The organism is Leptolyngbya sp. Heron Island J (assembly GCF_000482245.1).
In the GTDB taxonomy this organism is placed as follows: domain Bacteria; phylum Cyanobacteriota; class Cyanobacteriia; order Phormidesmidales; family Phormidesmidaceae; genus Leptothoe.
On sequence record NZ_AWNH01000027.1, the window covers coordinates 1 to 26744 of the forward strand.

At 47.2% G+C, this 26744-nt stretch carries 34 protein-coding genes; 22 read left to right on the top strand and 12 right to left on the bottom strand.

The window, feature by feature from the left end; all coding sequences use genetic code 11:
* Positions 1–541 precede the first annotated feature (541 nt).
* The gene (locus tag N836_RS48185) at positions 542–817 is read left to right on the top strand and encodes a hypothetical protein (RefSeq protein WP_023071893.1); all 276 of its coding nucleotides are present in this window, start codon (positions 542–544) and stop codon (positions 815–817) included.
* A 158-nt stretch (positions 818–975) separates the two neighbouring features.
* Here the strand turns inward: N836_RS48185 and N836_RS48190 are convergent, their stop codons facing one another.
* The 5 genes from N836_RS48190 to N836_RS48205 form a co-directional block, all read right to left on the bottom strand.
* Positions 976–1857: a hypothetical protein gene (locus N836_RS48190; RefSeq protein WP_023071894.1), complete on the bottom strand. Its 882-nt coding sequence runs from the start codon at positions 1855–1857 to the stop codon at positions 976–978.
* Between the two features lie 164 nt (positions 1858–2021).
* Positions 2022–2285: a helix-turn-helix domain-containing protein gene (locus N836_RS48195; protein WP_023071895.1), complete on the bottom strand. Its 264-nt coding sequence runs from the start codon at positions 2283–2285 to the stop codon at positions 2022–2024.
* A 296-nt stretch (positions 2286–2581) separates the two neighbouring features.
* On the bottom strand, positions 2582–3631 hold the full coding sequence (locus N836_RS73070) for a toll/interleukin-1 receptor domain-containing protein (RefSeq protein WP_023071896.1): 1050 nt from the start codon (positions 3629–3631) through the stop codon (positions 2582–2584).
* A 52-nt stretch (positions 3632–3683) separates the two neighbouring features.
* Entirely contained in the window at positions 3684–3848 is a 165-nt protein-coding gene (locus N836_RS76420) for a hypothetical protein (RefSeq protein ID WP_023071897.1), read from the bottom strand.
* A gap of 290 nt (positions 3849–4138) precedes the next feature.
* Entirely contained in the window at positions 4139–4492 is a 354-nt protein-coding gene (locus N836_RS48205; RefSeq protein ID WP_023071898.1) for a CU044_2847 family protein, read from the bottom strand.
* Positions 4493–4583: 91 nt separating this feature from the next.
* Here N836_RS48205 and N836_RS48210 point away from each other — a divergent pair, with 91 nt between their 5' ends.
* The 3 genes from N836_RS48210 (at position 4584) to N836_RS73075 (ending at position 9237) form a co-directional block, all read left to right on the top strand.
* Entirely contained in the window at positions 4584–7493 is a 2910-nt protein-coding gene (locus N836_RS48210; RefSeq protein WP_023071899.1) for an nSTAND1 domain-containing NTPase, read from the top strand.
* A gap of 478 nt (positions 7494–7971) precedes the next feature.
* Positions 7972–8460, top strand: a complete 489-nt coding sequence (locus tag N836_RS48215) for a hypothetical protein (RefSeq protein WP_235071065.1) — start codon at positions 7972–7974, stop codon at positions 8458–8460.
* Between the two features lie 126 nt (positions 8461–8586).
* Positions 8587–9237: a transposase gene (locus N836_RS73075; RefSeq protein WP_023071902.1), complete on the top strand. Its 651-nt coding sequence runs from the start codon at positions 8587–8589 to the stop codon at positions 9235–9237.
* A gap of 169 nt (positions 9238–9406) precedes the next feature.
* Here the strand turns inward: N836_RS73075 and N836_RS73080 are convergent, their stop codons facing one another.
* The 3 genes from N836_RS73080 to N836_RS48225 form a co-directional block, all read right to left on the bottom strand.
* Complete coding sequence (locus tag N836_RS73080) at positions 9407–10222, bottom strand: BRO family protein (protein ID WP_023071903.1); 816 nt, start codon at positions 10220–10222, stop codon at positions 9407–9409.
* A complete protein-coding gene (locus N836_RS48220) occupies positions 10215–10475 on the bottom strand; it encodes a helix-turn-helix domain-containing protein (RefSeq protein WP_023071904.1) in 261 nt (86 codons plus the stop codon). Before N836_RS48220 ends, N836_RS73080 begins: the two co-directional genes overlap by 8 nt.
* 200 nt (positions 10476–10675) lie before the next feature.
* Positions 10676–10891 carry a hypothetical protein gene (locus tag N836_RS48225; protein WP_023071905.1) on the bottom strand — a complete coding sequence of 72 codons (216 nt, stop codon included), beginning with the start codon at positions 10889–10891 and terminating at the stop codon, positions 10676–10678.
* 48 nt (positions 10892–10939) lie between these two features.
* Between N836_RS48225 and N836_RS76425 the strand changes: the two genes are divergently transcribed.
* From N836_RS76425 to N836_RS48235, 3 genes are all read left to right on the top strand, one after another.
* Positions 10940–11104 carry a hypothetical protein gene (locus tag N836_RS76425; RefSeq protein ID WP_023071906.1) on the top strand — a complete coding sequence of 55 codons (165 nt, stop codon included), beginning with the start codon at positions 10940–10942 and terminating at the stop codon, positions 11102–11104.
* 102 nt (positions 11105–11206) lie between these two features.
* A complete protein-coding gene (locus N836_RS48230) occupies positions 11207–12094 on the top strand; it encodes a hypothetical protein (protein WP_023071907.1) in 888 nt (295 codons plus the stop codon).
* 217 nt (positions 12095–12311) lie between these two features.
* Entirely contained in the window at positions 12312–13118 is an 807-nt protein-coding gene (locus N836_RS48235) for a hypothetical protein (RefSeq protein WP_023071908.1), read from the top strand.
* 735 nt (positions 13119–13853) lie between these two features.
* Here the strand turns inward: N836_RS48235 and N836_RS48240 are convergent.
* Positions 13854–14264 carry a hypothetical protein gene (locus N836_RS48240; protein WP_023071909.1) on the bottom strand — a complete coding sequence of 137 codons (411 nt, stop codon included), beginning with the start codon at positions 14262–14264 and terminating at the stop codon, positions 13854–13856.
* Between the two features lie 540 nt (positions 14265–14804).
* On the opposite strand from N836_RS48240, the gene N836_RS48245 reads away from it, so the two are divergent.
* From N836_RS48245 to N836_RS48260, 4 genes are read left to right on the top strand one after another with little or no spacing between them, the layout of a single operon-like run.
* The gene (locus tag N836_RS48245) at positions 14805–15734 is read left to right on the top strand and encodes an FHA domain-containing protein (RefSeq protein WP_023071910.1); all 930 of its coding nucleotides are present in this window, start codon (positions 14805–14807) and stop codon (positions 15732–15734) included.
* 2 nt (positions 15735–15736) lie between these two features.
* Positions 15737–15943, top strand: a complete 207-nt coding sequence (locus N836_RS48250) for a hypothetical protein (protein WP_023071911.1) — start codon at positions 15737–15739, stop codon at positions 15941–15943.
* A complete protein-coding gene (locus N836_RS48255; protein WP_023071912.1) occupies positions 15943–16476 on the top strand; it encodes a hypothetical protein in 534 nt (177 codons plus the stop codon). The genes N836_RS48250 and N836_RS48255 overlap by 1 nt, the downstream gene beginning before the upstream one ends.
* Positions 16476–17834 (top strand): phage terminase large subunit family protein, encoded by a 1359-nt coding sequence (locus N836_RS48260; RefSeq protein WP_023071913.1) that lies wholly within the window; start codon positions 16476–16478, stop codon positions 17832–17834. Before N836_RS48255 ends, N836_RS48260 begins: the two co-directional genes overlap by 1 nt.
* Before the next feature lie 40 nt (positions 17835–17874).
* On the opposite strand, the gene N836_RS48265 is transcribed toward N836_RS48260, so the two are convergent.
* Positions 17875–18315, bottom strand: coding sequence for a hypothetical protein (locus N836_RS48265; RefSeq protein WP_023071914.1), 441 nt, complete (start codon positions 18313–18315; stop codon positions 17875–17877).
* A 336-nt stretch (positions 18316–18651) separates the two neighbouring features.
* Between N836_RS48265 and N836_RS48270 the strand changes: the two genes are divergently transcribed.
* The 11 genes from N836_RS48270 to N836_RS48320 all read left to right on the top strand — a co-directional run bounded on the left by N836_RS48270 (position 18652) and on the right by N836_RS48320 (position 25884).
* Positions 18652–19218, top strand: coding sequence for a DALR domain-containing protein (locus N836_RS48270; RefSeq protein ID WP_023071915.1), 567 nt, complete (start codon positions 18652–18654; stop codon positions 19216–19218).
* A 48-nt stretch (positions 19219–19266) separates the two neighbouring features.
* Positions 19267–19644: a DUF433 domain-containing protein gene (locus N836_RS48275; RefSeq protein ID WP_023071916.1), complete on the top strand. Its 378-nt coding sequence runs from the start codon at positions 19267–19269 to the stop codon at positions 19642–19644.
* Positions 19641–20036, top strand: a complete 396-nt coding sequence (locus N836_RS48280) for a hypothetical protein (protein ID WP_023071917.1) — start codon at positions 19641–19643, stop codon at positions 20034–20036. The genes N836_RS48275 and N836_RS48280 overlap by 4 nt, the downstream gene beginning before the upstream one ends.
* A 67-nt stretch (positions 20037–20103) precedes the next feature.
* A complete protein-coding gene (locus N836_RS48285) occupies positions 20104–20634 on the top strand; it encodes a DALR domain-containing protein (protein WP_023071918.1) in 531 nt (176 codons plus the stop codon).
* 137 nt (positions 20635–20771) lie between these two features.
* Positions 20772–21095: a DUF433 domain-containing protein gene (locus N836_RS48290; RefSeq protein ID WP_036052798.1), complete on the top strand. Its 324-nt coding sequence runs from the start codon at positions 20772–20774 to the stop codon at positions 21093–21095.
* Positions 21095–21448: a DUF5615 family PIN-like protein gene (locus tag N836_RS48295; RefSeq protein WP_023071920.1), complete on the top strand. Its 354-nt coding sequence runs from the start codon at positions 21095–21097 to the stop codon at positions 21446–21448. The genes N836_RS48290 and N836_RS48295 overlap by 1 nt, the downstream gene beginning before the upstream one ends.
* A gap of 104 nt (positions 21449–21552) precedes the next feature.
* On the top strand, positions 21553–21774 hold the full coding sequence (locus N836_RS48300; protein WP_235071066.1) for a CysS/YqeB C-terminal domain-containing protein: 222 nt from the start codon (positions 21553–21555) through the stop codon (positions 21772–21774).
* Positions 21775–22157: 383 nt separating this feature from the next.
* Positions 22158–23018, top strand: coding sequence for a DUF4238 domain-containing protein (locus N836_RS48305; RefSeq protein ID WP_023071922.1), 861 nt, complete (start codon positions 22158–22160; stop codon positions 23016–23018).
* Positions 23019–23446: 428 nt separating this feature from the next.
* Positions 23447–23728, top strand: a complete 282-nt coding sequence (locus N836_RS48310; RefSeq protein ID WP_023071923.1) for a DUF433 domain-containing protein — start codon at positions 23447–23449, stop codon at positions 23726–23728.
* Entirely contained in the window at positions 23725–24072 is a 348-nt protein-coding gene (locus N836_RS48315; protein WP_023071924.1) for a DUF5615 family PIN-like protein, read from the top strand. Before N836_RS48310 ends, N836_RS48315 begins: the two co-directional genes overlap by 4 nt.
* A gap of 111 nt (positions 24073–24183) precedes the next feature.
* On the top strand, positions 24184–25884 hold the full coding sequence (locus tag N836_RS48320; protein WP_023071925.1) for a protein adenylyltransferase SelO: 1701 nt from the start codon (positions 24184–24186) through the stop codon (positions 25882–25884).
* 114 nt (positions 25885–25998) lie between these two features.
* Here N836_RS48320 and N836_RS48325 read toward each other — a convergent pair whose 3' ends face one another.
* Positions 25999–26583, bottom strand: a complete 585-nt coding sequence (locus N836_RS48325) for an ISAs1 family transposase (protein WP_051394543.1) — start codon at positions 26581–26583, stop codon at positions 25999–26001.
* Positions 26537–26744: hypothetical protein (locus N836_RS77465; protein ID WP_023071856.1), on the bottom strand; the 208-nt coding region annotated here is incomplete at its 5' end. The genes N836_RS77465 and N836_RS48325, both read right to left, overlap by 47 nt.

The following is a 26744-nucleotide window of genomic DNA, read 5'->3' on the forward strand; positions in this document are numbered from 1 at the left end:
TTAATAGGACATCTTATCGGATGAATGCAACCACTCTCGGCACTGCACGCCCGTTCACTCCCCCACCAACCGTTGACGCTCACCTCTACCACCCTGAAAGTTCTGATCCAAGACACTCATCAACGAACCACATCTACCAACCGATCGCCCCACCTCCGACCTTAGTCTGACATTTCAGCCCTAAAGTCTCCAAATGCTCCACTAAGGTCTGATCGCGCATGAAGGCAAGCGATTGAGGCTATTCAGGGTTACAACAAAGACAAAGAGTTAGGGCAGATGTATCGGCTATCTGAGACCAACGTTAGATGCCTATCAGGCTCTCGTCATGGCACTACCAAAGCTTACTTTGCAACCCATCCTGAGGTAGCTGATTACGATAAGTGGCATGGCTTCAGTGTTCAGCATGATCGGGGTAAATAGCACCTATATTATTATTTCGTAGCTTCTTTACCGAATGCACACATACAAGGAAAATTGTTGATATATATTAATCATTAAGTGTTATGGCTATTGCAATAGTCAATAAATAAGAAAATTATTTATGAATAGAAAAGTTGCAAAAGGAGCAGTCCTAGCTGTCTCCGCTATTTTCTTGTGTGTCGGAGGTTTCATGTTTTATCTAAAGGGTGCTTATGAGAGAGAATTAGAAGGTGATTGGCTGGCACGCAACACAAGAGATTGGACAGATCAGGATGAAAAAAATCAGAACGCGCTAACAAATGTTATGGGCATATGCCTTGCTGTCTCTGGTGTTACTGCTTTTTTAGGTTTTAGATTGGATTCTGATCCAGATAAATCAGATAAAAGGCTGGAGTAAATACAGTGTTTTTGTATTCAGTAATGTACAGTCTTAATCTGAAACTATCTTAGTTGAGGAATCTACTACAAAAAACAACCCCCAACTCAGCCCAACCAATAAACCCGGCTCTGTCCCAGACAGTCGGGTATTTTTGTGTCAAGGTTCAGTGATGTGGGTCATGCCGCCACATCCCCAAACAACTCCAACACCCGCTCACTCCACTTAAGGTGTTGGTAGGTGGTCATATCACCATCTTTCCCACTGGCTAAAGTCATTGAAGAGTAATTCTTGCCTCTCTCTGTGGGCAGGTAGCTGGGCTCACCCTTGGCTGGCTTCTGGTTACTGATCTGCAGTCCCATCTCTTTCAGTAGCCTATTTACTTTGACAGCGCTAATACCTAAACGCTTACCCAAAGAGGTCGGAGTCAACCAAACAACATCCTCAGCATCAACCGTATTAGTCGCTGCCAAAAATTTCTGAGCAGGCAAAAGAGACGCGGCTAACTCAGGGCAAGCCTCTTGAGCCGTCGATAATAAAATTCCCGCCTTCAAGCTGTTTGACTGTTGGGGGCTATTCCCAAACTCAAGATCTGCAAACGCTTCTCTGACGATCTCAATCGCGAGCTTTGCTTTTTCGGCTGAGGGTAACTCTAGTGAGACGGGCCCTGAGGAAGTGCTTTTAACTTCGACCAATCCTTTGGCTGCATAGCAAGTGGCTCGAATTCCCATGTCCAAAAACTGATCACAAGCATGCTCAGCCTGCTCAGTACACCATCGACCAGCTTTATAGGCATAGTATTTAAGGATCACCCCCAAGGCTTGATCGGGGATGCCATTCTCAGAGAAGCGACTTACCTGCGCACCATAAAATCCTTTAGCTGCAAGCATTTCAGTCAATTTACCCTGCTTTACCTGCGCACCCTTAAAATGCTCTCGTAAGGCGTTTTCGCCTCTACCGGCCAAGCGTCCTGCGGCTCTGATGCTAACAATTGCTACACCATCACTTTCTCTGATGGTTATCTCGTCTGCGATATTTCGAAACTCGATTATCTCACTCATCTTCTTATTCTCATATATTGCTAACCGAACCAGCTTCAGCTCTTTTGTGCCGCCAACGGCTCACTAAGGCCAAAAAAATATGCCTGCTGATTTTCTCTTAATACAGATGTGGCAACGATAGCACAGTCAAGGTAAAAAAAATTCCCTTAGGTAAAGCAGGCCAATTATCTATCCAAACGCCATTCAAGTAGCTCTGACAGGGTGAGTGGTTCAAACTTCAGCCGCTCTTGGTCACCCAACTCCAGTACAGCGTTCAGAATCTGGTTCACCTTCGGGACACTTGGGTGCTTATTGCCGTTTCTCCATTCAGAAATAGTGCTGCTGGATACGTCCAGTCGTAATGCCAGTGCTTTGCCAGATACGTCGTACTTGGCCATCAGTTCCTTGAGCTTAAAGAGCATCTTGCCCTGGGTCATTGTCTTAGTCATTAGTGTCTACCTCGTTACTCTCTGGTAATTGCCAGGGCTCACCGCCCAGGTCTCGGATCTGCTGCTCCAGCAGTGTTTTTTGAAAAAATAGCTGCTCGCACTCAATCTGAACAGAATCGAAAAGATTGTTGATTCAACCTAAACTTTGTTTTCTGTGTCGATATTTTCGTCCGGAGTGTAATGGATCAAATCTGCAGGAGTGCATTCCAGGTGGAAGATTATTTGGCTCATGGTTATTCCTCATTCTTGATTATTCTCACCCGGAGGTGTGAGCAACCTGGACTCAATCGCTTCCCCTACATCTTAGACGCCAAAGACGCTTTCAAATCCCTAACCAACCGCTCTAAGCTTTTCTGATACCCATCATGGTCCTTCCACTGACAGAAGTCACCAATATTTCGGGTGTTTTTGATCAGCCTCGTCCACCCATCCCCCGAGTTCATCACAGCGTCATCTAACCGGACAGGAAACAGAACAACTTGATTATTATGCTCTCGTTCCTTCTCTAAGGCCGTTTCAACCTCCTGTTCTACCCATTGGCTGTTAACTGAATTCTCTGAGAGGATCAGCAATAACTTGTCATAACGACGAATAGCTTCATCAATGCCTATGCGGATCTTGGCACCGATGGGTAAGTCTTCAGGCGCATACCAACAACGAACACCTTTGTTCTGGAGATCCGCATAAAGTCTCTCGGCGAATTCCTGGTCTTTGCTGGAATAGCTGATGAAACAGGAATAGAATTGAAGGGGCTGATTGAACAGTGAAGGGATGTAGTCAATGTAGGTATCTGATAGTCCTACGCCGCGTAGGAAGGTGAGGGGTAGCTGGCCGGAGAGAGTTAGTGTGCGATGGTCAATGATGCTAGGCCCAGAGTGACGGCATGTTTCTAGGCCCTTGACATTACTCAAATTGAGGTTAGCTAGATTACTTTCGTAGAGTTGAATACCCTTGAGATTGGCCCCATCGAGATTGGCCCCACTGAGATTAGCATCACTGAGATTGGCATCACTGAGATTGGCATAACCGAGATTGGCATCACTGAGGTTGGCCCCACTGAGATTAGCATCACTGAGATTAGCATCACTGAGGTTGGCACCACGAAGATCGGCACCACGAAGGTCGACATCATTAAGGTTAGCGCCGATAAGTTGGACCCCAATAAGGTAAGAGCCCTTAAGTTTGGTGTTATTGAGATCAGAGCCATTCAGATCGGCACCATGGGTTAGGGAACCAACAAAATTAGAGCCTACAATTTTAGGAAGGGCTTCAGGATTGTCTTTGTACCAACGATTCCAGGCGTCAACCCCCTGCTTCAGTATCTTCAGGTGCTCTTCATTTGCCATGCTGATTCCCTCTTTCACTCACGTCACTGTATAGACAGCGGCTCAGCATAATTTACATAAGCCTGAAGTGGTTATCAGAAAACGTCCCCTGGTGAATTATTACCTCACAGCCTTCCTGAGAACAGGCCATCTTGACTATGCCTGTGTAGTCGAGACTGATCGCTGTAATTGCGACAGTCGTGACGGAAAGTATGGCGATCAGGAAAATGCGTTGCATTGGCTTCACCTGTGTAGTGACTAGATATCGCCAAATCTAAACCATTAAATCGTGATATGAGGCAGGAGAAATTTTTGTTTTGACAAAGCTCCGTAACCCTCTGGCCAAAAGGAATAGAGCCTGTTGCAATTGCTATTTTCAAATACACTAGTTCGATAGGTTTTATGGCTGTAACGCCTGCCAGTAAGGACATGCGATGTAGTCCTGAATTGGATAATGAAACAGGAGAAATTTTTGTTTAGAAAAGCAGGTTTGTTCTACCCTAGTAGTCCACCTCATCCCAGACCTGGTTAACCTTTCTGTTCTGGAAACGAACACTCAACCGTAATTTTGAGGTTACATTCAGCACTACCCTTTGTCACATAGGGAACGCCACCTTCGCCAGCGACTGTGATGCCAAATTCCAGGGTAACTTTGTCCACATTGGCCGTGGCCATGTCTTTGAACGCATTAAGGGTATGGGCTGTATAGGTACGGATGGTGCCTTGCATGGCCTGAAAGTTTCGGATTGCCTGCTCACGAGGACCTTTTGGAGTACGAGTAGGTCCGTCAGCATCCGATACTGGTGGAGGTGTAATACCTTCTTCAGCTTCGATGTAGATAATGGTGCCGTCTTCAAGCTGGATAGGGGCTAATTGGGCCATGGGTTGGAATCTTAAAAACTACCTGTGCAAGTACCGCTGTCTGAGCAAACAAAGACTATGCTGACATTAAAATAAGCCATGAGTCGCATCTATGAGCCGCGATGCCCTGATCGTCGGAATTAATCGCTATCAGTATCTACAACCCCTCAAAGCTCCAGCTAAAGATGCTGAAGCCATTGCTAAGCGTCTGGAGCAAGATGGGGACTTTAGGATTTGGCGAGCGCCAGAGCAAATTGACCAGGCTAATGGGAATAAACCTGTAGTATCTGCAACACAGAAAGTTTCTCAATTACAGCTTGAGCGGGCATTAGAGCAGCTATTTTTGCCTGGTAGTACTCAGGCACCGGAAGCAGCACTGTTTTATTTTTCTGGTCATGGCCTCCCTGATGAAAAGGGTTTTGACCAAGGCTATCTAGCAACGAGTGATACCAACCCAAATAATCCACGAGCAGGGTTATCTCTACGATGGCTACATTGGCTGCTCTCAAAAAGCCAGGTAAAGCAACAAATCATCTGGCTAGATTGCTGCCATAGTGGTTCTCTAATCGTCAATGTGGGTGCGGCTAATCCAGGGAACAGTGAAAGTCGCGATCGCTGCTTTATCGCATCATCTCGTGACTTTGAAACCTCCTGGGAAGACCTCAATAGTCATTACAGCGTATTAACCAACGCATTGCTAGAAGGGCTCAACCCATCCCGATTACCAGGACGCTGGATTGATACCTTTGCCCTGGTGGATTATGTGAACCAGGCGCTGAAGGGTGAATTGCAAACACCGGTCTGTACCAACTTTGGTGAAGCCATTAACTTGACTCGAACCTGGCAAGCTGAAGACCCAACAACAAAGCAGACATCAGTAGACAGTGGCATCTGTCCCTATAAGGGGTTGGAGTTCTTTGACTGCAATGAGGATGACCCAAAATACTTCTTTGGACGCGAGAAGCTGATTGGGCAACTGCTGGACCAGGTGAGAACATCCAACTTCATGGCCTTGGTTGGGGCCTCAGGTAATGGTAAATCATCCGTCTTACGAGCTGGGTTACTCCATCAGCTAAAGCTGGGACGACGCATTGCGGGTAGTGACCAATGGCAGATTTTGATTACCCGCCCAGATAGCCATCCCATGCAGAACCTAGCCGCTATTTTTGTGCCTGAAGGTGGGTCACAGCTAGACCGGGCAGAAGCTCAAGGACGGGCGGCTGGATTGCTTAAGGAAGGAGCTGTAGGATTACAACGACTGGTGCAGGCGTCCACGGCACCGCGTACCATTTTGGTGATTGATCAGTTCGAGGAAGTCTTTACCCGCTGTGACAGTGCTGAGGAACGAGAACAGTTCTTTAGCTGCTTGATGGGAGCCTTAGAAAAGACGGGCGACAAACTCTGCTTGATTATTGCCATGCGGGCAGATTTTGTCGGCAAGTGTTTAGAGCAAGACTATAGTGGACTAGCCAAAACACTTCCGATCAATACCATTAGTGTTTTACCCCTCACAGAAGATGAGTTGAAAGCAGCGATTTGTAAACCGGCTGAGCACGTTAATTTAACGATTGAATCTGCTCTTGTTACCGAAATTCTCGCTGATATCAAAGGTGCACCGGGTAGCTTGCCGCTGTTGCAATATACCTTAAAGGAACTGTGGCAGCGTCGTCAGGAGAGTACGCTCATGTTCTCGACCTATCAGGAGCTTGGCGGCATTACCGGCACCCTGGATAAACGAGCAAGTGACATTTACGACAGCTTTGATACCAACCAGCAGCGTACGGTACAGCATATCTTTCAGCAATTAACTCAACTGGGTGAGGGGACTGAAGATACCCGTCGGCGTGTGTTTACAGACAATCTGATATCTGAGCCGGTGCATCCAGCCGGGCGAGTGAGAGCCGTAATTGACACGTTGTCCAGCAAAGATAATCGACTGTTGGTCACCAGTGAAGTGACGGGTAAAGGTGAGGCCAAAGATAGGCGTGCGATCGTTGATGTGGCTCATGAAGCCCTAATTCGACATTGGCGATTACTCAGGCAATGGATTGAAACAAATCGGGATTTGTTGCGGCAGCAGCGACGTATTGAAGCCAATGCCGTGGCCTGGCAAGAACATGGACAATCTAAGGGATATCTCTTACAAGGCTTTCCCCTAAAGGAAGCACGCCGATTCCAGAAACAGCAATCAGACACCCTTCCCCTGTCTGATCCTGCTAAAAATTTCATCCAAAAAAGTGTTTGGCAGAAACGCTGGAATCTTCTGAAAGCATCTATTTGGTTGATTATTCCAGCTGCGATTATTGCAGCACCAGCAGAACACTTTATACGAGAAGGCAGCATAAAAAAAGACTATAGCCGCTTGGATAGCGAGAATAAATCTGAAGAAAAACAAGCGGTTCAAAGTTTAGTAGCTGGCTGCTCATTACCTAAATCCGATTCAGCAGTTTCTAACTATTTCTTAGAGCGAGTGTTTGGTCATTGTCGCTCGCTTGAGCAAGCCAGGTTATCAGACGCTGATTTGAGTGGGGTCGATCTCAGCGCCGCCGACCTCCGCATTGCCGACCTCCACAACGCCGACCTCCGCGGTGCCACCCTCCACAATGCCGACCTCCGCGGTGCCACCCTCCACAATGCCGACCTCCGCGGTGCCTTCTTCGCCGGTGCCGACCTCCGCTATACCGACCTCCGCGGTGCCTTCTTCGCCGCCGCCATCCTCCGCTACGCCATCCTCCACGACGCCGACCTCCGCGATGCTATATTCCTTGCCACAGATTTGCGCAAATCCCGAGGACTCACTCAGACGCAACTAGAGGGTGAAAACCCGCCTTTTATATGCAATGCTGCGCTCCCAGAAAGTATTGAAATTGACGGCGGCAAGGATAGAGACTGCGACAAGTTAGCCGATATTTTGTATCAAAGATTTTCTCAAAGATTTTCTCAAAGATATTCCTACTGGCTTGAGAGTCCTGAAACAGCAGAAAAATACGTGAACGAGCAGCGGCAGAAAACCTGGGAATAGCCTAAAAGCCATATGGGCCATGTAGGATTTTCCCTGATTAATTTACGCCCAACTCACTGCCACCACCAGATAACCCCACCTCCGACCTTAGTCGGACATTTCAGCCCTGAAGTCTCCAAAACTCTCCACTAAGGTCTGACCGAGCATGCAGGACGGTGCCACGACAGAAAGTCTTTAGGAAATATACATAACCTTCCAGGTAATCGCTTAAATCTGCATGGTAGGTAGACCAATGTCCATCTAATCTACATTCTCTGACTTTTTATTGCAGAAGCATCCGTTTCATATGACAAGTAGTTATGATTCAAAGCGGTGTGATTTGTGGCTATTTTACTCAGTAGTTGCCTAGTACTCTGCGACAGAAGTAAGCCAACCATCTAGATTTGCCAGCTTTGTAGTATGGCAACAGTACGTATTTCAGGTCGGTGAGTCTATTTCCGCCAAGCTGTACTAGCAAGTCACTGCACACGGAAGCTCAGTGAATACTGCGGCTGCTTTACTCTTGCTTCGTTCATTTATTATAAGGTTAATAAAAATGACAGGATTAGTGAATTTTTTCTTGAGCTTTTTGCTTATGACTTGCATGTTCACAAGCATGGGTAGTCAACCATCTTTTGCCCAAAGCCTCTCGCAGTATGGAGATAACTTAACTCCTCCTAACGCCCTAGAAATTTTAAAGGAAAGCCGCGAGCCAAAATTAATTATGGGTCATAGTTTCTACGTTGTTCCAGCGCCTGAAGATCCTGAGAAAGCGGTTAAAAAGATACTTATTAAAGATTCAATGAACTACTTTAAAGCTAGGGAACAGAGCAAGTTTACCTTGGCTTTTAAATGGATTCCTGAATCTTTGGCAGATCTTGATGAATTATTGAGAGACTGCCCAGGTGGATCAAGTTGTGATGTATTTGGATGTCCTCCCGGATATAGCTGCATTTGTAGTTCATTTAACGACTATGAATGCTTCTGATGCTTTACTACATAACCGAGGGAAGCCACTGGTTTGACCAGTGAGACTAGAAAAGCTTTGAGCGTTCCAGCATTAAAGTAACTCCTACGGTGGCTTGAATCAGCCAATCCGTAGGAGGAACAGACAATGATGGAATTGTATCAAAACTTGCCTCATTCAAAATGGGACTGCACATGCCATATTTTGTTTGTGCCGAAATATCGGCGGAAGGTAATGTTTGGAGAAATCCGTAAGTTTCTTGGGCCGATATTTCATGAAAAGTTTCCCCTATCACATCAAACCATAATGAGTGAAGTTCTTCTTGATAAGGCGCTTCTTTTTCCTGCTGCTGAAGGCATAGAACGTCTGAATTATGTAGTTGATATGTCACTCGAAATTAGAGGATGTTTGCAGAAGGTGTTTACTCAGGTAAACGATAGATTTAACATCCCTTGTTCATTTGGCTATTTAGAAGGGAGTTTAGATAGATTTAAGCTATCTACTCTCATGTCTAAAATTGAAGATTCTGGCAAAACTAAAGTTAGCTTACAAGTAAAGGTTGAATTGTTGAGACCTATCCCATCACCAGGCAGAAGTTATACATGTAATTCTGCTTTCGTATCTGAAGATCCTTTTTTTCCAACACTAGAGGAATTGGTGGAACAATATGATGCGGCTTTAGAAAGTTCCCAAATAGTACCCTCAGCAGAAAAATATTTAGCATATGACAATCCCGTTTGGCCAACGATTTCAGTGATATTAGAACAATATACTAAGACGCTAAAAAAGCTGTCGTGATAAATCGGATAAGTCTAACAATAGAAACACTCCTTGAACAACTAAGTTAGTATCCTAAAATTTTCAACATTATTATCAATGACCAAGTAGCTATACTCAGAGCGTGGTAGTGAAGTGAGATTATGTTTGCGGTCCCTAATACCTACCCTCAAACAACTCCAATACCCTTTCACTCCCCCACCAACCGCTGCCGCTCTCCTCTGCCACCTTGAAAGTTCTGATCCAATACACTCAGCATTTCTCTAGGAAGCTTCTTGGTAACATGGGCGGCTGGTTCATGAATCCATTGAGCTTCATTAATGCCCATGGACGAAATCCACTGACGACACGCATCGTTAGCTTTTTTGCCTTTGCCAAAGCCGTAACGCCTGGATAGTTCGGTGATGGTCAACCCGTCATATTTTTCGGCACGTCCATGGGCATCAAGAATGACGGTTACTGGTCTCTCCACCTCAATAACCGCCTCAGGCTTGCCAAAAGCTAAGGCGGGCAATGCTGGGTTGATAGCAGAAAGCATCTGAGTAGCTGAGGCAAGACGCTCACGGGATTGAGCTAAAGCTAACTCTAAACGCAGCTCTTCCAATCTCGCGTTCTGGGCTGGAATAACCGTTTCAGCTTCTCTAGTCTTAGCCGCAAAATAAGCTTGGGCTGCGGCAATTTCTGGCTTACGTGGATCGCCATTCATGGCAGTGAGGTAGGCACCGTAACGAGTCAGCCTGAAATCGTTTATTTCTCGTTTAGCTCCTGAGCCAGTTTCGACCATTTTCGAGGCTCCTCGAAAATGGTCGAAAGCCTCACTGCCAGAGTTTTCACAAGCTAGTACAGCTTTCTCTATCACCTTGCCAAATCGATCCCACTTTGGATATCCCAAAGGGGCGGCTAACTGTCTAGCACTCCAATACTCAATACCATGGCTATCGACTTGGCGCAATTGATCAAAAATGGTTTCAGTTTCTTTACCTGAAACAGCAACAATGTTAGCCATCTTCAACACCTAACTCTTCTAGAAGAAGTTCTCTAACTTGACTCAAAATTTTTTTTCCATCAGCGCCATACATCAGCGCCATGCTTCGCAGTCGCTCAAGTGAAATAGACTTATTGCTCTCAGACTCAATGCGATAAAGGTTTGCAGGAGTCATGCCCAACTCGTAAGCAACCGGCGTAGGCTCTTTTTCGCCACGCGCTTCTTTCAACATTTGTCCTAGGCCAGGTAGGTCAATTTCAACTTGAACCTTCATTTTTTGCACTCAAATCACCTCCGTTATCATCCTCGTTTGTGATGCAATAATTATAGCTATTCAAGCAATACTTGACAAGCAATGAGTGACGAGTAATAATTTAATCAAGGCCATAGCAAAGGCCGGATGTCTTCCCGTGGAAAGTTGGACACCCGACCCATGCAGCCTCAACCACATAGCAATCGAGACTAATGAAAACTCTAACCTAAAGCCCTGTCAAAGGGCTTGAAATCACGCAATCTTCTGACAGCCAGCACGCGGTTACCTGGAACGATCGCGCCATCGGCCTTATCCAAACCCACCCTAGCCTCGGCCTCAACTGGGAGTACGGTCGCTATTCTGAGTACCCCAAGACCTTCATCGGCAGCTACGAGCAGTGTTGCGATCGCGCCCTTTCCGACTACAGCGATCAGCATCCGACGCTTCAGAGTCCAATCGTTGCGATCGCAGCGTAGGGGGACACCATGAAAACACTACGACTTTTCCTTCTTTGGATCTGGGTCCGACTGGCCTGGGAGTTATCCAAGCGCACGCCATCGACGCAGCGAATTGAGGCGCTACTGTCCGATGCCGAAGTAGAACTCAAGGCTGAAATCGAAGCGGCTGTGAAGAAGTGGGCGGAGGCTTGAACGATGGCACGGTTACTCACAGCCTTAATCCCCGGCTGCATTAACGCATAGCCCATCAATACGAGGAATGCCGGTTCTCTCTGGGAACCGGCCTGTTGTGCAATGCAGATTCCTAAGACTGTCCGAATCTATACCCGTCTGTTAGACCATGGCCATGAATGTGGTCGGCTATGGACCTTGCTGCGTGCTCTGGATTTCCAGGGTAGTGGCTGGGTGGTATTTGATTACGCAGAGATAGCCAACCTTATGGGCGTCTCTGTAAGGACAGTGCAGCGGTGGGTGAGGCAGGGACTGGAGCGGGGATGGTTCCGGGGGCGTCGGTGGATGGATGACCAGGTAGAACTTTACCTATCTGGCATTGGCGCTGTGAAAAATACTCTAGGTGTGGATAGCCTTGGCGCGATCGCAGACGTTGAGCTGCATCATCTAGGCCGCAGTGAAGCTAAAGCACTCTGTACAGCATTAGAAGCCCAGTATCGGCAGAAGCAAGCCTATTGGGCGGCCAGGAAAGCGAAGAAAGGCCGAGCAAAGCAATTGGTATTGGACCCTGAAAAGATGGCGACCTGCGAGGAAGTGTCGCGGGTAAAGAGCCTGGTCGTGGTGTCCGAACCGTTTACGATTCCCGGTTGTTCGATTGCTGGACTCGCCAACGCAACTGAATGGAGTCAATCCACCATTAAACGCAGACTCAGTAATCGATGGAGATGCGATCGCAACCTCGACATCCTCCAGAAGAAGAGAGTCGCGACTGAGTTGGATGATCCGGGTTTGTTGTTTGAGCTAAGAGAATCTGGCCAATCATTTCTGGTAACTGAGAATGGCTTAGGCCATAAGAGAGTGCTCAAGATGCTGACCGATTCAGGTCGTTCTAAGGTTTTGAGTTTGGGCTGCAATATCTACAGCACGGGCCATGAACTTCTGAGTTGTCGAAACACTCGGAGACGAGTTAAGGCAATCGCACACTTTAATAAGGCTCAAGTATGTCATTGAGGACAAGGTGGCAAGTGAAATATGGCTAGGCGCAACAGACAAAGACTAACTTCAAAACAAACGGCAAAGAATCACTCAGGACACTCCCGAAATTCTAGACCTTTGGCTAGTGAGATCGCCTTACTAAAAGGTCCTGATTGAATTGAGAATCATAGAAGTTTTCAGTAGATTCTCTGGAAAATTTTTATTACTAAATTACTCTTTAAGGAGTTGAGTTATGCAACGTTCATCAGCTCAAAAGTTAGTGCTATCTTCAAGTATTTTTGGTGTAAGTTTATGTGTCACAAATGGAGCATTGGCGTCTGATTTAGATCCATCTCTAAATGTGAAGGACGATATTTTCTCAGAAGAAACCACAGTGATAGCTAGTGAACATGAAGCGACTCTAGATGAGATGGAAGTCTCAAACGAGCTATCTCCCGAAAGCCTTCTTCAGCCTAATTTCACTAGCCAAGGCATAGAGCAAACAATAGCCATAGAATCTATTCATTCTGATAAAGATGTAGATGGTTTTTCTAATTCAGACGTAACTCTTGATTGGCCAGTTAAACAGTCATCTCCACAATTTTTAACCCAAGAATTGACTGGTGGCTTAGAGGGTGTACACGCCAATGAAACAGAAGCCAAATCTAATGGATATTTACTAAATGAAGAGAATAGTGGTTTTAATGTGAGTCAGTCAAGTAATCCAGTAGCTGAAGAAGGAGTTACTGGTGTCAGACAAGAAGCTATCAGAGATTCTATTCGTAGTCATCAAGAAGCTATCGAAGTTTTGAAAAGAGAGATTGCCTCATTAAGGCAGAATCAAGGCCAGGAACAGTCTGAAAAAGAAAAAATACAAAAGCACGAAAGAACTATCAGATTACTAGAAACTACAATTGATATCCTACGGTACGAAAATAATATTGAAGTAGACGAAGGCTCACAAGCACATCGACTTAGAAATAGAGTTCATATTGCTAGATTGGCAAGAATGGGAGATCCGGGCAGAGGATCTGATCAAGACAATGATAATGGCTATTAACGGCGCATATGGCTAATCATGAAAAACTCCAAGACTGCGTTTCGGCGCGATCTTTTCTCTTAGCATGGGGCTGTCGTTAAGCAAAGAGCTTGCGATCTTCACGTCACATTGAATTGGCAGTTACAGGGCGCTCAGGGGTGGGCGTCTTTTATTTTAGAAGAGTCAGCAAGGGATCGGCTCTGGCTTGAAAGAATCAGACAAAAACCCCCGCTAGCGTTCAGGGGTCCTAGCGGGGGCGATGGTTTTATTGTTTGCCAAATCAAGAATTCCCGATTTGAGGATGGGCCTAACAAAAAATACTGGGGGCAAGTATCAACTGGGTGCCTCCACCAAGGTATTTCCTTGAAAACAGTAGTACCTTATACCTCTTAGGTAAAGGTATTTATACGGAACTTTTGCGACTAGAGCGCTCGTCTTTCTTAACGAGCACGATATCTGTAAGACACCTTGCCCCTAGGACCAGCACTGGGGGTTTTCTTTTGCTGCATTAAATAACCCCCGGTACGTAAGGCACCGAGGGCTGGTTTGTTATAGGAAGTTACTCATAATATGAAGGAGCAGTATGTCTGCTCTCTTCACCTAAAGTGACCTTGGCTTAAGTGTTTTGGCTGCCCCTCCGTTAGCATGTTCATGGAATGCTGATCAGAGCCCATGAACATATCAACTTCCTTCAAAATGTAGCAATCTTTCTTGACTTTTGCTGTCGGTTGTAGGTTTCTTTTCCAAGAAAAAACATTAGGCTGTTGACGGTAGCCGACTGCGTTCTGTCAGCCTTGTAATACCTTCGTCCATGTAGTCCTTGATAATAGGTGAGGTTAGGTCAGTATTAACAGCTTTGCCAAACGCATACTCATTGAGTGTGGGGTATAGATCCGCTACTCCTTCAGGGGCCTCGTGTAATAACCACTGAGAATGTTCGGCCACTAACACTTTTGTTCCTTCTCCACCCTGGATCATAAACCTGTTCAGTGCCGTTAAGCAGACGCTGACCCAACCATAATGCTCCCAGTAGGTCACCCTAGACTCAATCATGTCCAATGCAATTTCATGTGGCAGTCTAGAAGAATCAGTTAAAGCCACAGAGCTGTCATCATTAGCCAAACGCCAAGCAGCTTTAAATTCATCTCTCAATAAACTTAGATTCATTACCTTAGTTTCCAAAAGGGAGTTGACACGTTCATCGCTTCATTTAGGTCTAGTTCGCGACCCAGGCCACCCTTAGTCAAGCTAATATACTGCCTGCTATAGAGACACGCCTTTAAAGTATGAAAAACTATTACAGGATCAGTACACGCCATACCTAGCGAGCGTTACATCCAGTAGCCCTTACAAAACGTTGGCAATGACTTTATCTGGAACGCCCGAGCTTGCATGGAGTTGAAGACATACTGCTTAACTGGACTTTGGCAATCCTTTCCCGTAAAAATGCGAAAATGTTGGAATAAGTTGCAAAATTCAACATTTGGCTAGTATGACTGACCTTGTTGTCCAAGGTGCCCAGGATTAGATTCCTGACATCCAGCCATCAAACCAGGTTTAATGACTATAGATACAGAATCCGGCCTTCGGTGATCCCCACCTCGGTTGTGAGCACCCGTGCGACTTCGGTCTTAACCTGGCGCTTGACAAATTCAGCTATCCTTTGATTTTGACCCGTTGTTAACCCGGTCGTGTCATTGTTGAAGCATGACTGCCATTGAAATTTGCGAGCCTGGAATTCCTGCTTCCAGGATAAAACTTAAGGATAAAGTCGATGAGAATGGGCGCGTAACCATTGGGCGAAGCGTTGATGAGCCAGGACATCTATCATTCAGAAAGGCACCTGCCATCATTGGCAAAAAACATTGCACCTTGGAATTCCGAGAGGGTGAATCAACCCTATGGGTTAGGGACGGAAAACCTCTGCAGGCAGGTTGGACTCCATCACGAAACGGTACTTTTATCAGCACCGAGGGTCAGACAGGCTGGGTCAGGGTGCCTAGTAGCGAATGGCGGCAGTTTGCAGTCGGCGATGTACTGCGGTTTTGTAATCCTAACAACATTGAGGCCAGCGGTTTTTTGATCCGGCACTCTACTGGAAGCACAGAAGAAACTCTCCATGGTTCGGCGACGTGCAGCGCTGCTGCTATTGACGTCTGGCGAAGTGAATCAATCATTTCGGATGATGGCCTATTGCTGATCAGGGTCATCAAAGATGCAGCTGGTCAGTTCGATGGCGCTCTGATCGTCAAGACCGATCTTCAAGCTGAAAAAACCATGGGCTATCAACCCGGAGACCTGACCGTTAGTGAGAACAACGTCCTACTGGATTCACTGGTCGATCGCAAAGACATGCTGGCCAGTCAAGTCCAAATTGCTTTGCGTCAGTCTCCCCCGGCCTATGGTCGGTACATGATTAAGGGCAAATTAGTAGACATCGTCATGTCTCGCCGGTACGTGGGGGGCGAACATTTCTTGCTAGCATGGCTGAAAACCTCGGTGGAGGTTGCCCAGGTGGCTCACCCTTGGAGTGGACTAGCAACCCTTGGAAGCCAGTTGCTAGATAAGTCACCCATTTTGTTTAGCGTGGTGGCCAGCCTTATTGCGATCGCGATCATTGTTCTTAGCCTGATGTGATTATGAACCCAGCAATTGAGCACGTCTTGAAATTCTTTACCTACGCTCACCTGCCCGACAATCTGCAACGAATATCTAAGCCATTCTGCGATTTGGCGTCTACAGTGGCTGAGTCTGCACCAAATAGCCGAGAGACAGCCGTAGCCCTAAGGAAGTTGCTGGAAGCCAAAGACGCAGCCGTCAGAGCGGTCATTGACACTGAAAATTAATGCCTCGGAATCGGAAGAAATCGGAAAGTCACGGAAGGCTTAGCGCCAATCAGATCAAGGCGGCTGGAATGCTGGCTAACGGCAGTCGGTACATTAACGTGGCCGAGGCCTGTGATGTTACTGATCGAACTATTCGTACTTGGAGAAAATCTGACGCATTTAAAAAGAAAATCGCTGAATTCCAAGGCGTTCAATCTGAAGAGATTCAGTATGCACTTAAGGCAAGTCAGCAAGAAGTTGCCAACATCTACAAACTTGCGATCGCAACCTGTCACGAGATAATGAGCACGACCGAGGAGCGTCGAGATAAGTACGACAACATCATTGTCGGCAAGGACGGGCAGCCGATCATTGACTACAAGTATTCGGCTAATGCTCGCATCAACGCGGCTCGGACTGCGATCGCAACGGCGATGAAGGCAGTTCCAAACATTGAGCCACCAGACACAATTGAGGTTGCTGCAGCGCCGGAGCCAGATTTCAGCAAAGAGCGGCTTAAGGATGTAAAAGAGAAAATCTACGGGATCTACTAATGCCCGCTATCTCTTTGCTGTCCTACCAGATTGACTGCTTCAATGACCGTAGCCGGTTCAAGCTGTTGCTATGGGGCCGCGGCTGCAGAAAAACTTTTACGGTCACGCTTGAGATTGTTGATGACTGTTTTTCAACCGAGGCAGAAGGACGACGAACCACTTGGGTAATCCTGAGTCGTGGTGACCGACAGGCGATGGAAGCGATCCAAGAGGCGCAACGCCACTGCAGAGCTTACCTGTTGCCACTGCAGATTGAGACATCAGAATTTGTCAGTGAGGACGGCAAGCGACGTTACACGCAGCATGAGATTAGGTTCCCTTGTGGTAGTAGAATCATCAGCCTGCCAGCCTCCGCTGATACCGCCCGTGGGTATACGGCCAATGTGTATCTAGATGAGTTCAGCATTCATCAAGACGACGTAGAAATCTGGCGAGCCATGCTGCCGGTGTTACGCGGCCGATTCCGAGTGATTGTCAGTAGCACTCCTAAGGGTGGTCGCAACCGGGTATTTTACCGACTAGTCAACGACGACGAGGGTATTTGGTCCAAGCACATCGTTGACATCTACCAGGCCGTTGAGGCGGGCTTAGAATTTGATATTGAGGCCGAGAGAAAAGCACTCAATGATCCCGAAGGATGGGCGCAAGAGTTCGAGCTTCAATGGATTGACGAAGCTAGCGTTTGGCTACCCTACGACCTCATCCAGACCTGCGAGCACGAAGATGCAGGGCACCCGGAAGGGTATCTGAGGCACGCTACGTACATCGGTAATGATATCGGTCGTCATCGTGATCTATGGGTTGCTTGGGTGTTGGAGCGCATTGGCGATGTCTTGTGGACCCGTGAGGTATCCATTCTTAAAAAGGCCAGCTTTGCCGAGCAGGACGCTGAGTTGGATAGGCTAGTCCGCACGTATCGCCCAGCTCGGATCGCCATGGACAAAACCGGTATGGGAGAGAAGCCAGTAGAAGACGCCCAGCGCCGGTACGGGGCCTCTGTGGTTGAAGGTATTTCGTTCAGCATCCAGAGTAAATACCAGCTGGCCACCATCGGCAAGCAGGCATTTGAGCGGCGACTGTGGCGTGTACCCATCGATCGGGCCTGCCGTGATGATTTCCACAAACTCAAGCGCACTAATACCTTAAGTGGTGCGCCTAAATTTGATGCTGAGGCTGATGCAACGGGCCACGCTGATAGAGCATGGGCCGGATTCTTGGCACTATATGCAGCTGGCACAGGTGTAGCAATAGAGGGGGCATATGCCAAAAGCCCGTCCAGTAGGCCGGACTACTCAGCTAGACGGAAGGCCGCGATCGAGGGCGTCGCTTCAGGTGGTGGTATCAGTGGATGGGTTTGACTTACGGGGCGGTCATGAGAGTCTGCCCCGTAAGTGTTGCTTAATGGATCACAATCCGCCGGGCAAACCATTCATCAGCTGGCACGCCATCGATCAGATGTGCGGTGGGGTCGATCGTGGGCAGCTCCAGCTCAACTAGCTGAGCGGACTGACTAAAGATGCGATCGCATATTGGGCTTGGTCCGTACAGGCCTAGGCCGTCATCGACCAGGGTATTAATATACTCCCAGGCGGTAACGCTGGCATTCCAGCAACGCCAAGCGGTGCGTAGCGCTAAGCGATAGTGACACTCGGCAGAACCGGAACGGAAGTAATCCACGGCTAACAAGATAGTCAGCCAAACAATCTCAAGAACTAGCTTGAGCAATGGCGCGATAGTCTCATCGGTTTCCCACCAACGGCGAGTAGATTTACCAGCCTCGATAGTGTCGAGGGCAAACTTAACAGCGTGGAATGAAGCGGTGTAGAGAGTGGATTGCATTGTGAATACCTAGAACGACGATGTGGCGATTAGCGCGGTGTAGAGAATGCGCTGTCGTTGAACTATTTGTAACCTTTCCAAAACCCTCTCGTCAACCCCATTTTTAAGAAAAGATTTTAATTTAACCGCTTAAATCCTTTTATAGAGAGGAATATAGTTTTTCTGCTCAGTTTGCTCCTGAAACAGGGCATTTGCAAGATGAGATTCCGTTTGCGGGTCTAACCATTCAATGAATCGGAGCGCATCGACAAACTTCAGTCCAATGTGGTGGCCCTGGCGGAGTTGTTTCCGGATGATGTCTATAACGTCTACCTATAAAGGATTCACCTTGCTGTTTTGAGCCATCGTCCGAGAGCCATTATTGGAGGCTTGATTCTGCAAAGAGGTGACACAAGCGATGCCTCGATCAACGGTTGGCAGACTCTAAAAGCCGGACTTCTCTTTGGCGACCATCACCGAGCAGCGTTGTCAGCCGCCGACATCCAGTCTGCCTCTCAGGAACTTAGCTCAGAAAACCCTTGGGTCAAACGGTTCCAAACCGCTATGGACGATGATCTGAATACATCGGGTGCTCTGGCAGTGCTGTTTGAGCTGGCCAAAGGACTGCAGCGAGAGGGGAACCGTCTGGTGCATGAAGGGCAGACTCAAGCCAGTCTAGAGCTGCTCTGGCAGCAGTGGCAAACGTTGTTGCATCTGGCCCGGTTACTGGGGTTAGAGGTCGAAGCTGACAGTGATACTGATGGGGCAACGGGTGAATTGGATGAGGGTGCGATCTCAGACTTGATCCAGCAGCGCCAAACGGCCCGACAACAGCGAGACTTTATAACAGCAGATGATATTCGCGATCAGCTAACGGCAGCAGGGGTTGCGGTGGTTGATCAACCAGATAGAGCCGTCCGTTGACTTATCTGCATCTGAACTATTATGGAGGCAGATTGAAATAGCAGTGCCATGGTGACACCTAAAACTGATTATCAATCAGCGATTATCCGCACAGAACGGGGGCTAACTATCGCAGGTACCCGCATCACACTCTATGATGTGATGGATTACGTCTTGGCTGAATACCCGTCTAAGTTTATTCAAGGCTTATTTGAGCTAACGGAGGAGCAAATTGACGTTGCTCTAGCCTACATTGAGGCAAACCGTGCTGAAGTAGAAGCGGAATACGAACAAGTTATCCAAGAGACCGAAGAACTTCGGCAGTACTACGCAGAGCAAAATCGTGAACGAATTGCACGAATTGCTTTACATTCGCCAAAACCAGGAACTGAAGCTGCTTGGGAAAAATTACGGGCCGCTAAAGCTAAACGTCAGTCAGTGGCATGATTTGTCTAATCGACCACAATCTTAAAGGTCATGCTTTAGTTTTCTTCGGCGCTATTGCCAGCCAAGGTTGGCTTGATATTGTATCCATCCAATTCGTCACATTTGATGAACTCGACTTACCAACTGATAGCGATGATAGGGTGGTTTGGCGGTTGGCTCAGCAAAAACAAATGGTTCTGCTGACAGCTAATCGAAGTATGAAGGGTAAAGATTCCTTGGAGCAAGTGATGCGCGAGGAAAGTACAGATAAGTCGCTCCCCGTGATCACCATTAGTAATGCTGATCGACTGCTTAACGATCCTGACTATCGAGAGCGGTGCGTTGAAAGCCTGATTGAGATTGCGCTTAGTCTTGATAGTTATCGAGGTGCAAGGCGTGTCTTTATTCCATAGTGGATTAGACCAAGAGAGAGAGACAGTCGGAAAATGGGCTCCTCTGGAGCGACTTCGCCTTTCTTGAATGCCCTATGGGCTATACGCAGCCTCGATCAACGGTTGGCAAACGCTAAAAGCCGGACTTCTCTTTGGCAACCATCACGGAACAGCGTTGTCAGCTGCCGACATCCAGTCTTCCCCTCAGGCACCTAGCTCAGAAGACCCGTGGGTCGAACGGTTCCAAGCCGCAATGGACGATGATCTGAATACATCAGGTGCTCTGGTCGTGCTGTTTGAGCTGGCCAAAGGACTGCAGCGAGAAGGGAACCGTCTGGTGCATGAAGGGAAGGCTCAATCTAGTCCGGAGTTGCTTTGGCAACAGTGGCAAACGTTGTTGCACCTGGCCCAAGCTTTAGGGTTAGAGGCCAAAGCCGACAGTGACGCGGCAACGGGTGGATTGGATGAGGGTGCGATCGCAGACTTGATCCAGCAGCGCCAAACGGCCCGACAACAGCGAGACTTTATAACAGCAGATGATATTCGCGATCAGCTAACGGCAGCAGGGGTTGCGGTGGTTGATCAACCAGGTGGAGCCGTCCGTTGGCATCAGCAGTAAATCAGCGTGATAAAAGTGATGCTTTAAGTGAATCTGGTCTCTGACTGGGTCTGGTAGCTTTACCCAGAAACCTTAAACGGGGTTAGTTTTTACGTACTTGATATAATTTGGGAGGTATGTTTCTTCAGGTCGATATCATGACAGCCTTTGCAACAAAACCATATGTAGAGTTCAAAGAACAAGGATATTGGGTCATTGGTACCCGAATTTCTTTGGATTCTATTGTTTATGCTTTCCACAAAGGTTTACTTCCTGAAAGCATCGCTCAATCATATCCTTTGTTGGACTTGGAGCAGGTATACGGAGCAATTACCTTTTACCTGGCCAATCGATCTGATATTGATGCTTACCTAATCTCAGAAGAGCAAGCATTTGATGCCATGCCACAACCCTTGCAGATGGATGCTCCTGCTCTACATCAAAAGCTAATTGCTGCAAGAGAATCAGCACAGCAAACATAATGGCAAGCGTTCAATTTCAAGCTGATGCCGACTTAAATCAAGCAATTTTGACGGGAGTTATCCGCCGACAGCCTAACATCAACTTTCAAACCGCTACTGAAGCGGATTTAGAGGGATTACAAGATTCAGAAGTGTTGGCGCTATCGGCCAGGCAGCAGCGTATTTTAGTAACTCATGACCGCAGAACAATGCCGACTGAGTTTGCAGAGTTCATAGTCGGTAATCAGAGTTCAGGGGTGCTGATTGTTTCTAGGAAGACAGCTTTAGAAACTGTGATCGAGGAATTGATTCTAATTTGGTCAGTAAGCACAGCTGAAGAATGGAGCAATCGAATTGCCAAAATCCCCCTATAAAGACGGCTAACACTGCGTTGTGACGGGAGAACCGTCTGGTGTATGAAGGGAAGCTCCAATCCAGTTCGTAGCTTCTCTGGTAGCAGTGGCAAACGTTGTTGTATTTGGCTCGGTTACTGGGGTTAGAGGCTGAAGCCGAGAGTGATACTGATGGAGCAACGGGTGACTTGGATGAGGGTGCGATCTCAGAATTGATCCAGCAGCGCCAAACAGCTCGACAACAGCGAGACTTTATAACAGCAGATGATATTCGCGATCAGCTAACGGCAGTGGGGGTTACGGTGGTTGATCAACCAGGTGGAACCGTTCGTTGGCATCGGCAGTAAATCAGCGATAAAAGTGATGCTTTAAGTGAATCTGGTTTCTGACCTGGTTTGGTAGCTTTCGAAGTTGTGCTTCTATAGGTGGCAGGTACAGAACCAATGTATTTATTTTGATCTGAAATCAGAACAAACTTCCTGGGAAAACTCGGCAGCTATACTGAAACTAGCGATATATTCAACTAATTTGAGCTTACTATGTGGACAACTTGCAGCCTATCCACCTGACTTGGCGAGATATTTTGCGAAGAATCAACATATTCACCCTGTTTCGGGCAGATAGACTGAAGCTATCAGTCTAATAGGAGTTGGATCGACCACGTCCTGCTACGATTAGGCTTTGTTTTTCAGTGGTGAAAATGATGACAACGAGTTTGTAAGAGGGCCTCTTGACTAAAAACAGGATAATTAAGAAGCGCCGCCAGCATTATGTATGGAGACATTACCTAGAAGCGTGGGCACCCGATGGTAAGCTACGGTGCCGTTTTGGCGAAAATGTGTTCCCAGCAAGCACGCAGAACGTTGCCCACGAGCGAGATTTCTATTGCCTTCGTGAGATGTCCGAGTTTGACCTATTTGTGGTCAGAAAGCTGGCAATAGAACCACTGGAACCAGACTTACGCAAGATCGCCGAGGGATGGATTCCGCATTTCACACATTTCTTTAAGCTCAAGCAGCAGTACCAGGATACCGGTTCTCCTGAGTTCAATGCTGCCCTAGACGCGTCTATCAACAACCTGGAGGAAGATATGCTGGCTGACCTTGAACAGCGGGCACTTCCCTTTCTTGAATCGATTCGTAACGAGGATCCTACGTTGTTGACTGATTTAAAGGAATCTATCTTCCATACTTGGTTTTTAGCTGCGCAATCCTTCCGCACGCCGACCATGTTGGCCAGTATGACGAGCGTGCTGAGTAAGATGCCAGGTTTCAATGCTGAGGCATCCTTTGGTTTGATGCGTACAATCTATTCATGCAATGTTGGTCGCGCACTTTGGTTTCGAAGGAATAACCTGCATGTAACGTTTCTCCGCGCCAATTCTATTCCTCTTATTACCGGAGATCAGCCAGTAGTAAATATGGGAGCGATCGATCTTGAGCCAGGCGTACCTCCGCAGAAGCTTGCACTCTACTATCCAGTATCCCCATCGCTAGGAGTTCTATTCGACTTTGATGCTTCTTCTCGTTCTTCCGCCGTGAAGCTTCTAACCACAGACGAAGTGCGAGCATATAATCGGGTGATTGCTTAAAAGTCGACCCGGCAGATCTATGGTATTGATCGCGCCTCAATTGAAGATGTCTAGTGAGCGTAACACAATAGCAGTCCAACAATCGCGCTGCACCGGGATATATCAACATAGTAGTTAGTTGAGTTCTAAAATTTGTCTGTATCCGGTGAGCGAGAGCGTTAATCCTATTTGAAAGTTGCTGGGGATGTCACCAATCAGCGTCTAGGCAGTGAGCTACCTGTCAGGAAAAGTTGTTCCTTCTACACATAATTCGAGACCTTACGGCACATCTCTAGAGCGTGCTCAATCTGATCGGGTTCCGCTTCTAGCTTGTACTCATACGTCAGGTTGAGCATCTAATCTACCCCAACAGATTGAACGGACTCGGAAATTTCTTTTCAAGCTAAAATAGAATCGATTCTATATAGTGATCCCTCTGGAACATCAGTATGGTACAAACGACAGAGCACTGCCATATTGTCAGAAATGACGAAATACTGAGCAATGAGCCCATTATTAAGGGTACTCGTACGCCTGTTAGAGCAATTGTAGAAATGTGGCGTATTGGAGTTTCACCGGAGGAAATCCCCCAAAGACTGCCACACCTCGGTTTATCCCAGGTTTTTGACGCACTCAGCTATTATCTGGATCATCAAGCAGAAATCAACGAATACATTGAGCAAAATCGTATTCCTGATGAGCTGATTGATCCACGAGTGCAGAATCTATGAGTGATATTTTTATCCACGTTTATTTGGATGAAGACGTTGACGTTCTAATTTCAAATCTGTTGCGTTCTCGTGGTTTCAATGCAACAACCACAACACAAGCCGGACAGCGTGGAAAATCGGATGCAGAACAATTAGAATTTGCTACCGGCCTTGGAGCGGCCATCCTAACGCACAATCGCACTGACTTTGAAAGTCTTGCTCAAGAGTACTTTAAAACAAATAAATCTCATTCTGGAATTATCATTGCAGTTAGACGACCCTATACAGAAATCGTGCGTAGATTACTTACAATTCTCGACAGCACTACATCAGATGAAATGGAAAACCAAATTCTTTACATCTGATGTAGCCAGCTAACCTTGCGCAAAATAGGGAGTAGTCGATTGTCTAGAAAGCCCCACATTCAATATGCCAGCCTTTACAATTAAACATAAATCTTTCTCGCGCTAGCAACAATGTCATATCCATCTACACCATCTGCTGAGCCCTGCGTACCCACCTTCGACGAGTTTGTGCAATTAGCAGACTATTCCTTGATGGATACCTTAAATGCCGATCCTGATGCCACGGTCGATGGGGATGATCACCGTGCCCGCCAGGTTTTTTCTGGTCATTTCGTACCTGTGACACCCACGCCGCTTCCAGAACCAGACTATGTAGCCCACAGCAGTACTTTTTTTAAGGAACTTGGGTTGAGCGATGAGCTAGCGCTGAATGAAAAATTTTGCCAGGTATTTTCGGGTGATCTTTCTGCTGCCCATGAGCCCATGCGTCAGGTTGGCTGGGCGACTGGTTATGCATTGTCGATTTATGGCACCGAATATATCCAAAATTGTCCATTTGGTACGGGTAATGGTTATGGTGATGGTCGAGCAATATCTATATTTGAAGGCATCATCAATGGCCAGCGTTGGGAAATGCAATTGAAAGGGGGTGGCCCAACGCCTTATTGCCGTGGTGCCGACGGTCGCGCAGTACTCCGTTCAAGTGTGCGTGAGTTTCTAGCGCAAGACTATATGCACGCTTTAGGTGTGCCAACATCGCGTTCTTTCACACTGTATGTTTCTAAATCTGAGACCGTTACCCGGCCTTGGTATTCTCAAGACTCTTGCTCCACCGAGCCTGATGTTTTGGTGGACAATCCTGTAGCCATTTCAACTCGCGTTGCACCCTCCTTTTTGCGCGTTGGTCAGTTAGAGTTATTTGCCCGTCGTGCCCGTAGCAATACTCATCCAAACGCATCAGAAGAGTTGCGCATGATCGTGTCCCACTTAATTGAGCGAGAATACAAACGCGAGATTAATCAAAACCTTAGTTTTGCAGATCAATTGGTTGAGCTGGCTAAGCTATTTCGCCAGCGGCTTACGTCACTGGTGGCCAATTGGCTACGTGTTGGTTATTGCCAGGGTAATTTTAATAGTGATAACTGCGCCGCTGGTGGCTTTACCCTCGACTATGGACCCTTTGGGTTTTGTGAAATTTTTGACCCTTGGTTTCAACCATGGACTGGCGGCGGCCAACACTTTGCATTCATCAATCAGCCAGTCGCAGCAGACGCGAATTATTATATGTTTTGGAAAACTGTGAGACCGCTACTGGCAGACGATGCTGACGCGTTAGAACAGTTTGATCAAGTAGGCCGTGGCTTTGCAGAAGCCATGCAACAACAAATTCAAAAAATGTGGGCGGCCAAACTTGGCTTAACTGAATTTGACCCAGAACTATTTCAGAAGTTAATGCAGTTAATGACCCACTCAGATGTGGATTACACCATTTTCTTCCGCGAGTTATCCCATATACCAGACGATGTCTCAGCCTTGAAAAAGAGTTTCTATGGCAAAACGTCACAACAATTTGAGGAACAATGGCAATCTTGGCTAAAAAGCTGGCGCGGCCTTATTAACGACGGCAATTTGGCTGAGATATCCACAAAGATGAAACAGACTAATCCAAAGTACACATGGCGAGAGTGGTTGGTTGTCCCTGCCTATCAACAAGCCATGCAGGGTGACTACACGTTAGTTAAAGAGTTGCAAGCAGTATTTAGCTATCCCTATGATGAGCAATCACAAGAGGTAGAAGATAAATATTATCGTCTAAGACCTAGCGCGTTTTCTGACGTTGGTGGCGTGTCGCACTATAGTTGTTCATCTTAATGACGCGCGGGCCAGCAGCCCGCGCGTACTTGCAAAGTCGGCAGATGCCCCAACGTCTTAGAATCGGGAATTTAATAATGTGCCAATTTCTCCCCTCCTGGGAGCAGGGCTGATCTATTGAAAAAAGGAAAATAGTTTTTCGATATCGTGTGCGACCATTCGAATACCGTGTGTAATGGAGTCGAATCCGTTTCTTCGGAAGAGGTTGATAGCTACGGTGCGGAGAATCCCAAAGTTGGTTAGGGCATGCCCATCACACACCGGCACCCAGTCTTCTCTGAAGACTGCATCTTTGGGCCAATGTAATCGGTTTTCAATATGCCAATGGTGGCGGACCCGGTGGGCTAAGGTTGGGGCATCCTCCATCCGAGAACTCATGTAAAAGAGAGTTTCTGAAAACGGTGTCTGTCCACGATACCCGACTCGCTCCACTTTGATAATTGCCTGGAGACCCACCCACGCTGGGTCAATGTCGGACGGCGGTGGCAGGACGCTGATCGTTCGAGTGATGTCCCGCCCATGGGAACGGTCGCGCTCACAAACGGTCCGGGTCGGAATGGAGTGCTCAAATGCGGATGCGATGGCTTGCTGGAGCTTTGGCTGATTGCCCTTGACCGTAATTAAGTAGTCGTTACCACTGGCCAAGATGGCCTCAACGGTTTTTTTTCGTGTGTAAGGCGTCAAGACTGATACACACATCCGTTAACTCAAGCTGTTTGAGCAGCTCCTCAACCACCGCGACTTCACTCGTTTGACCATTGCGCATCGGGGATAAGGCGACGACCTCTCCACGCTCTATGCTGAAGGCTGAGACGACGCAGATAAAGTCTTGGTAGCTTTGGTCATAGTCGCTCAAACTC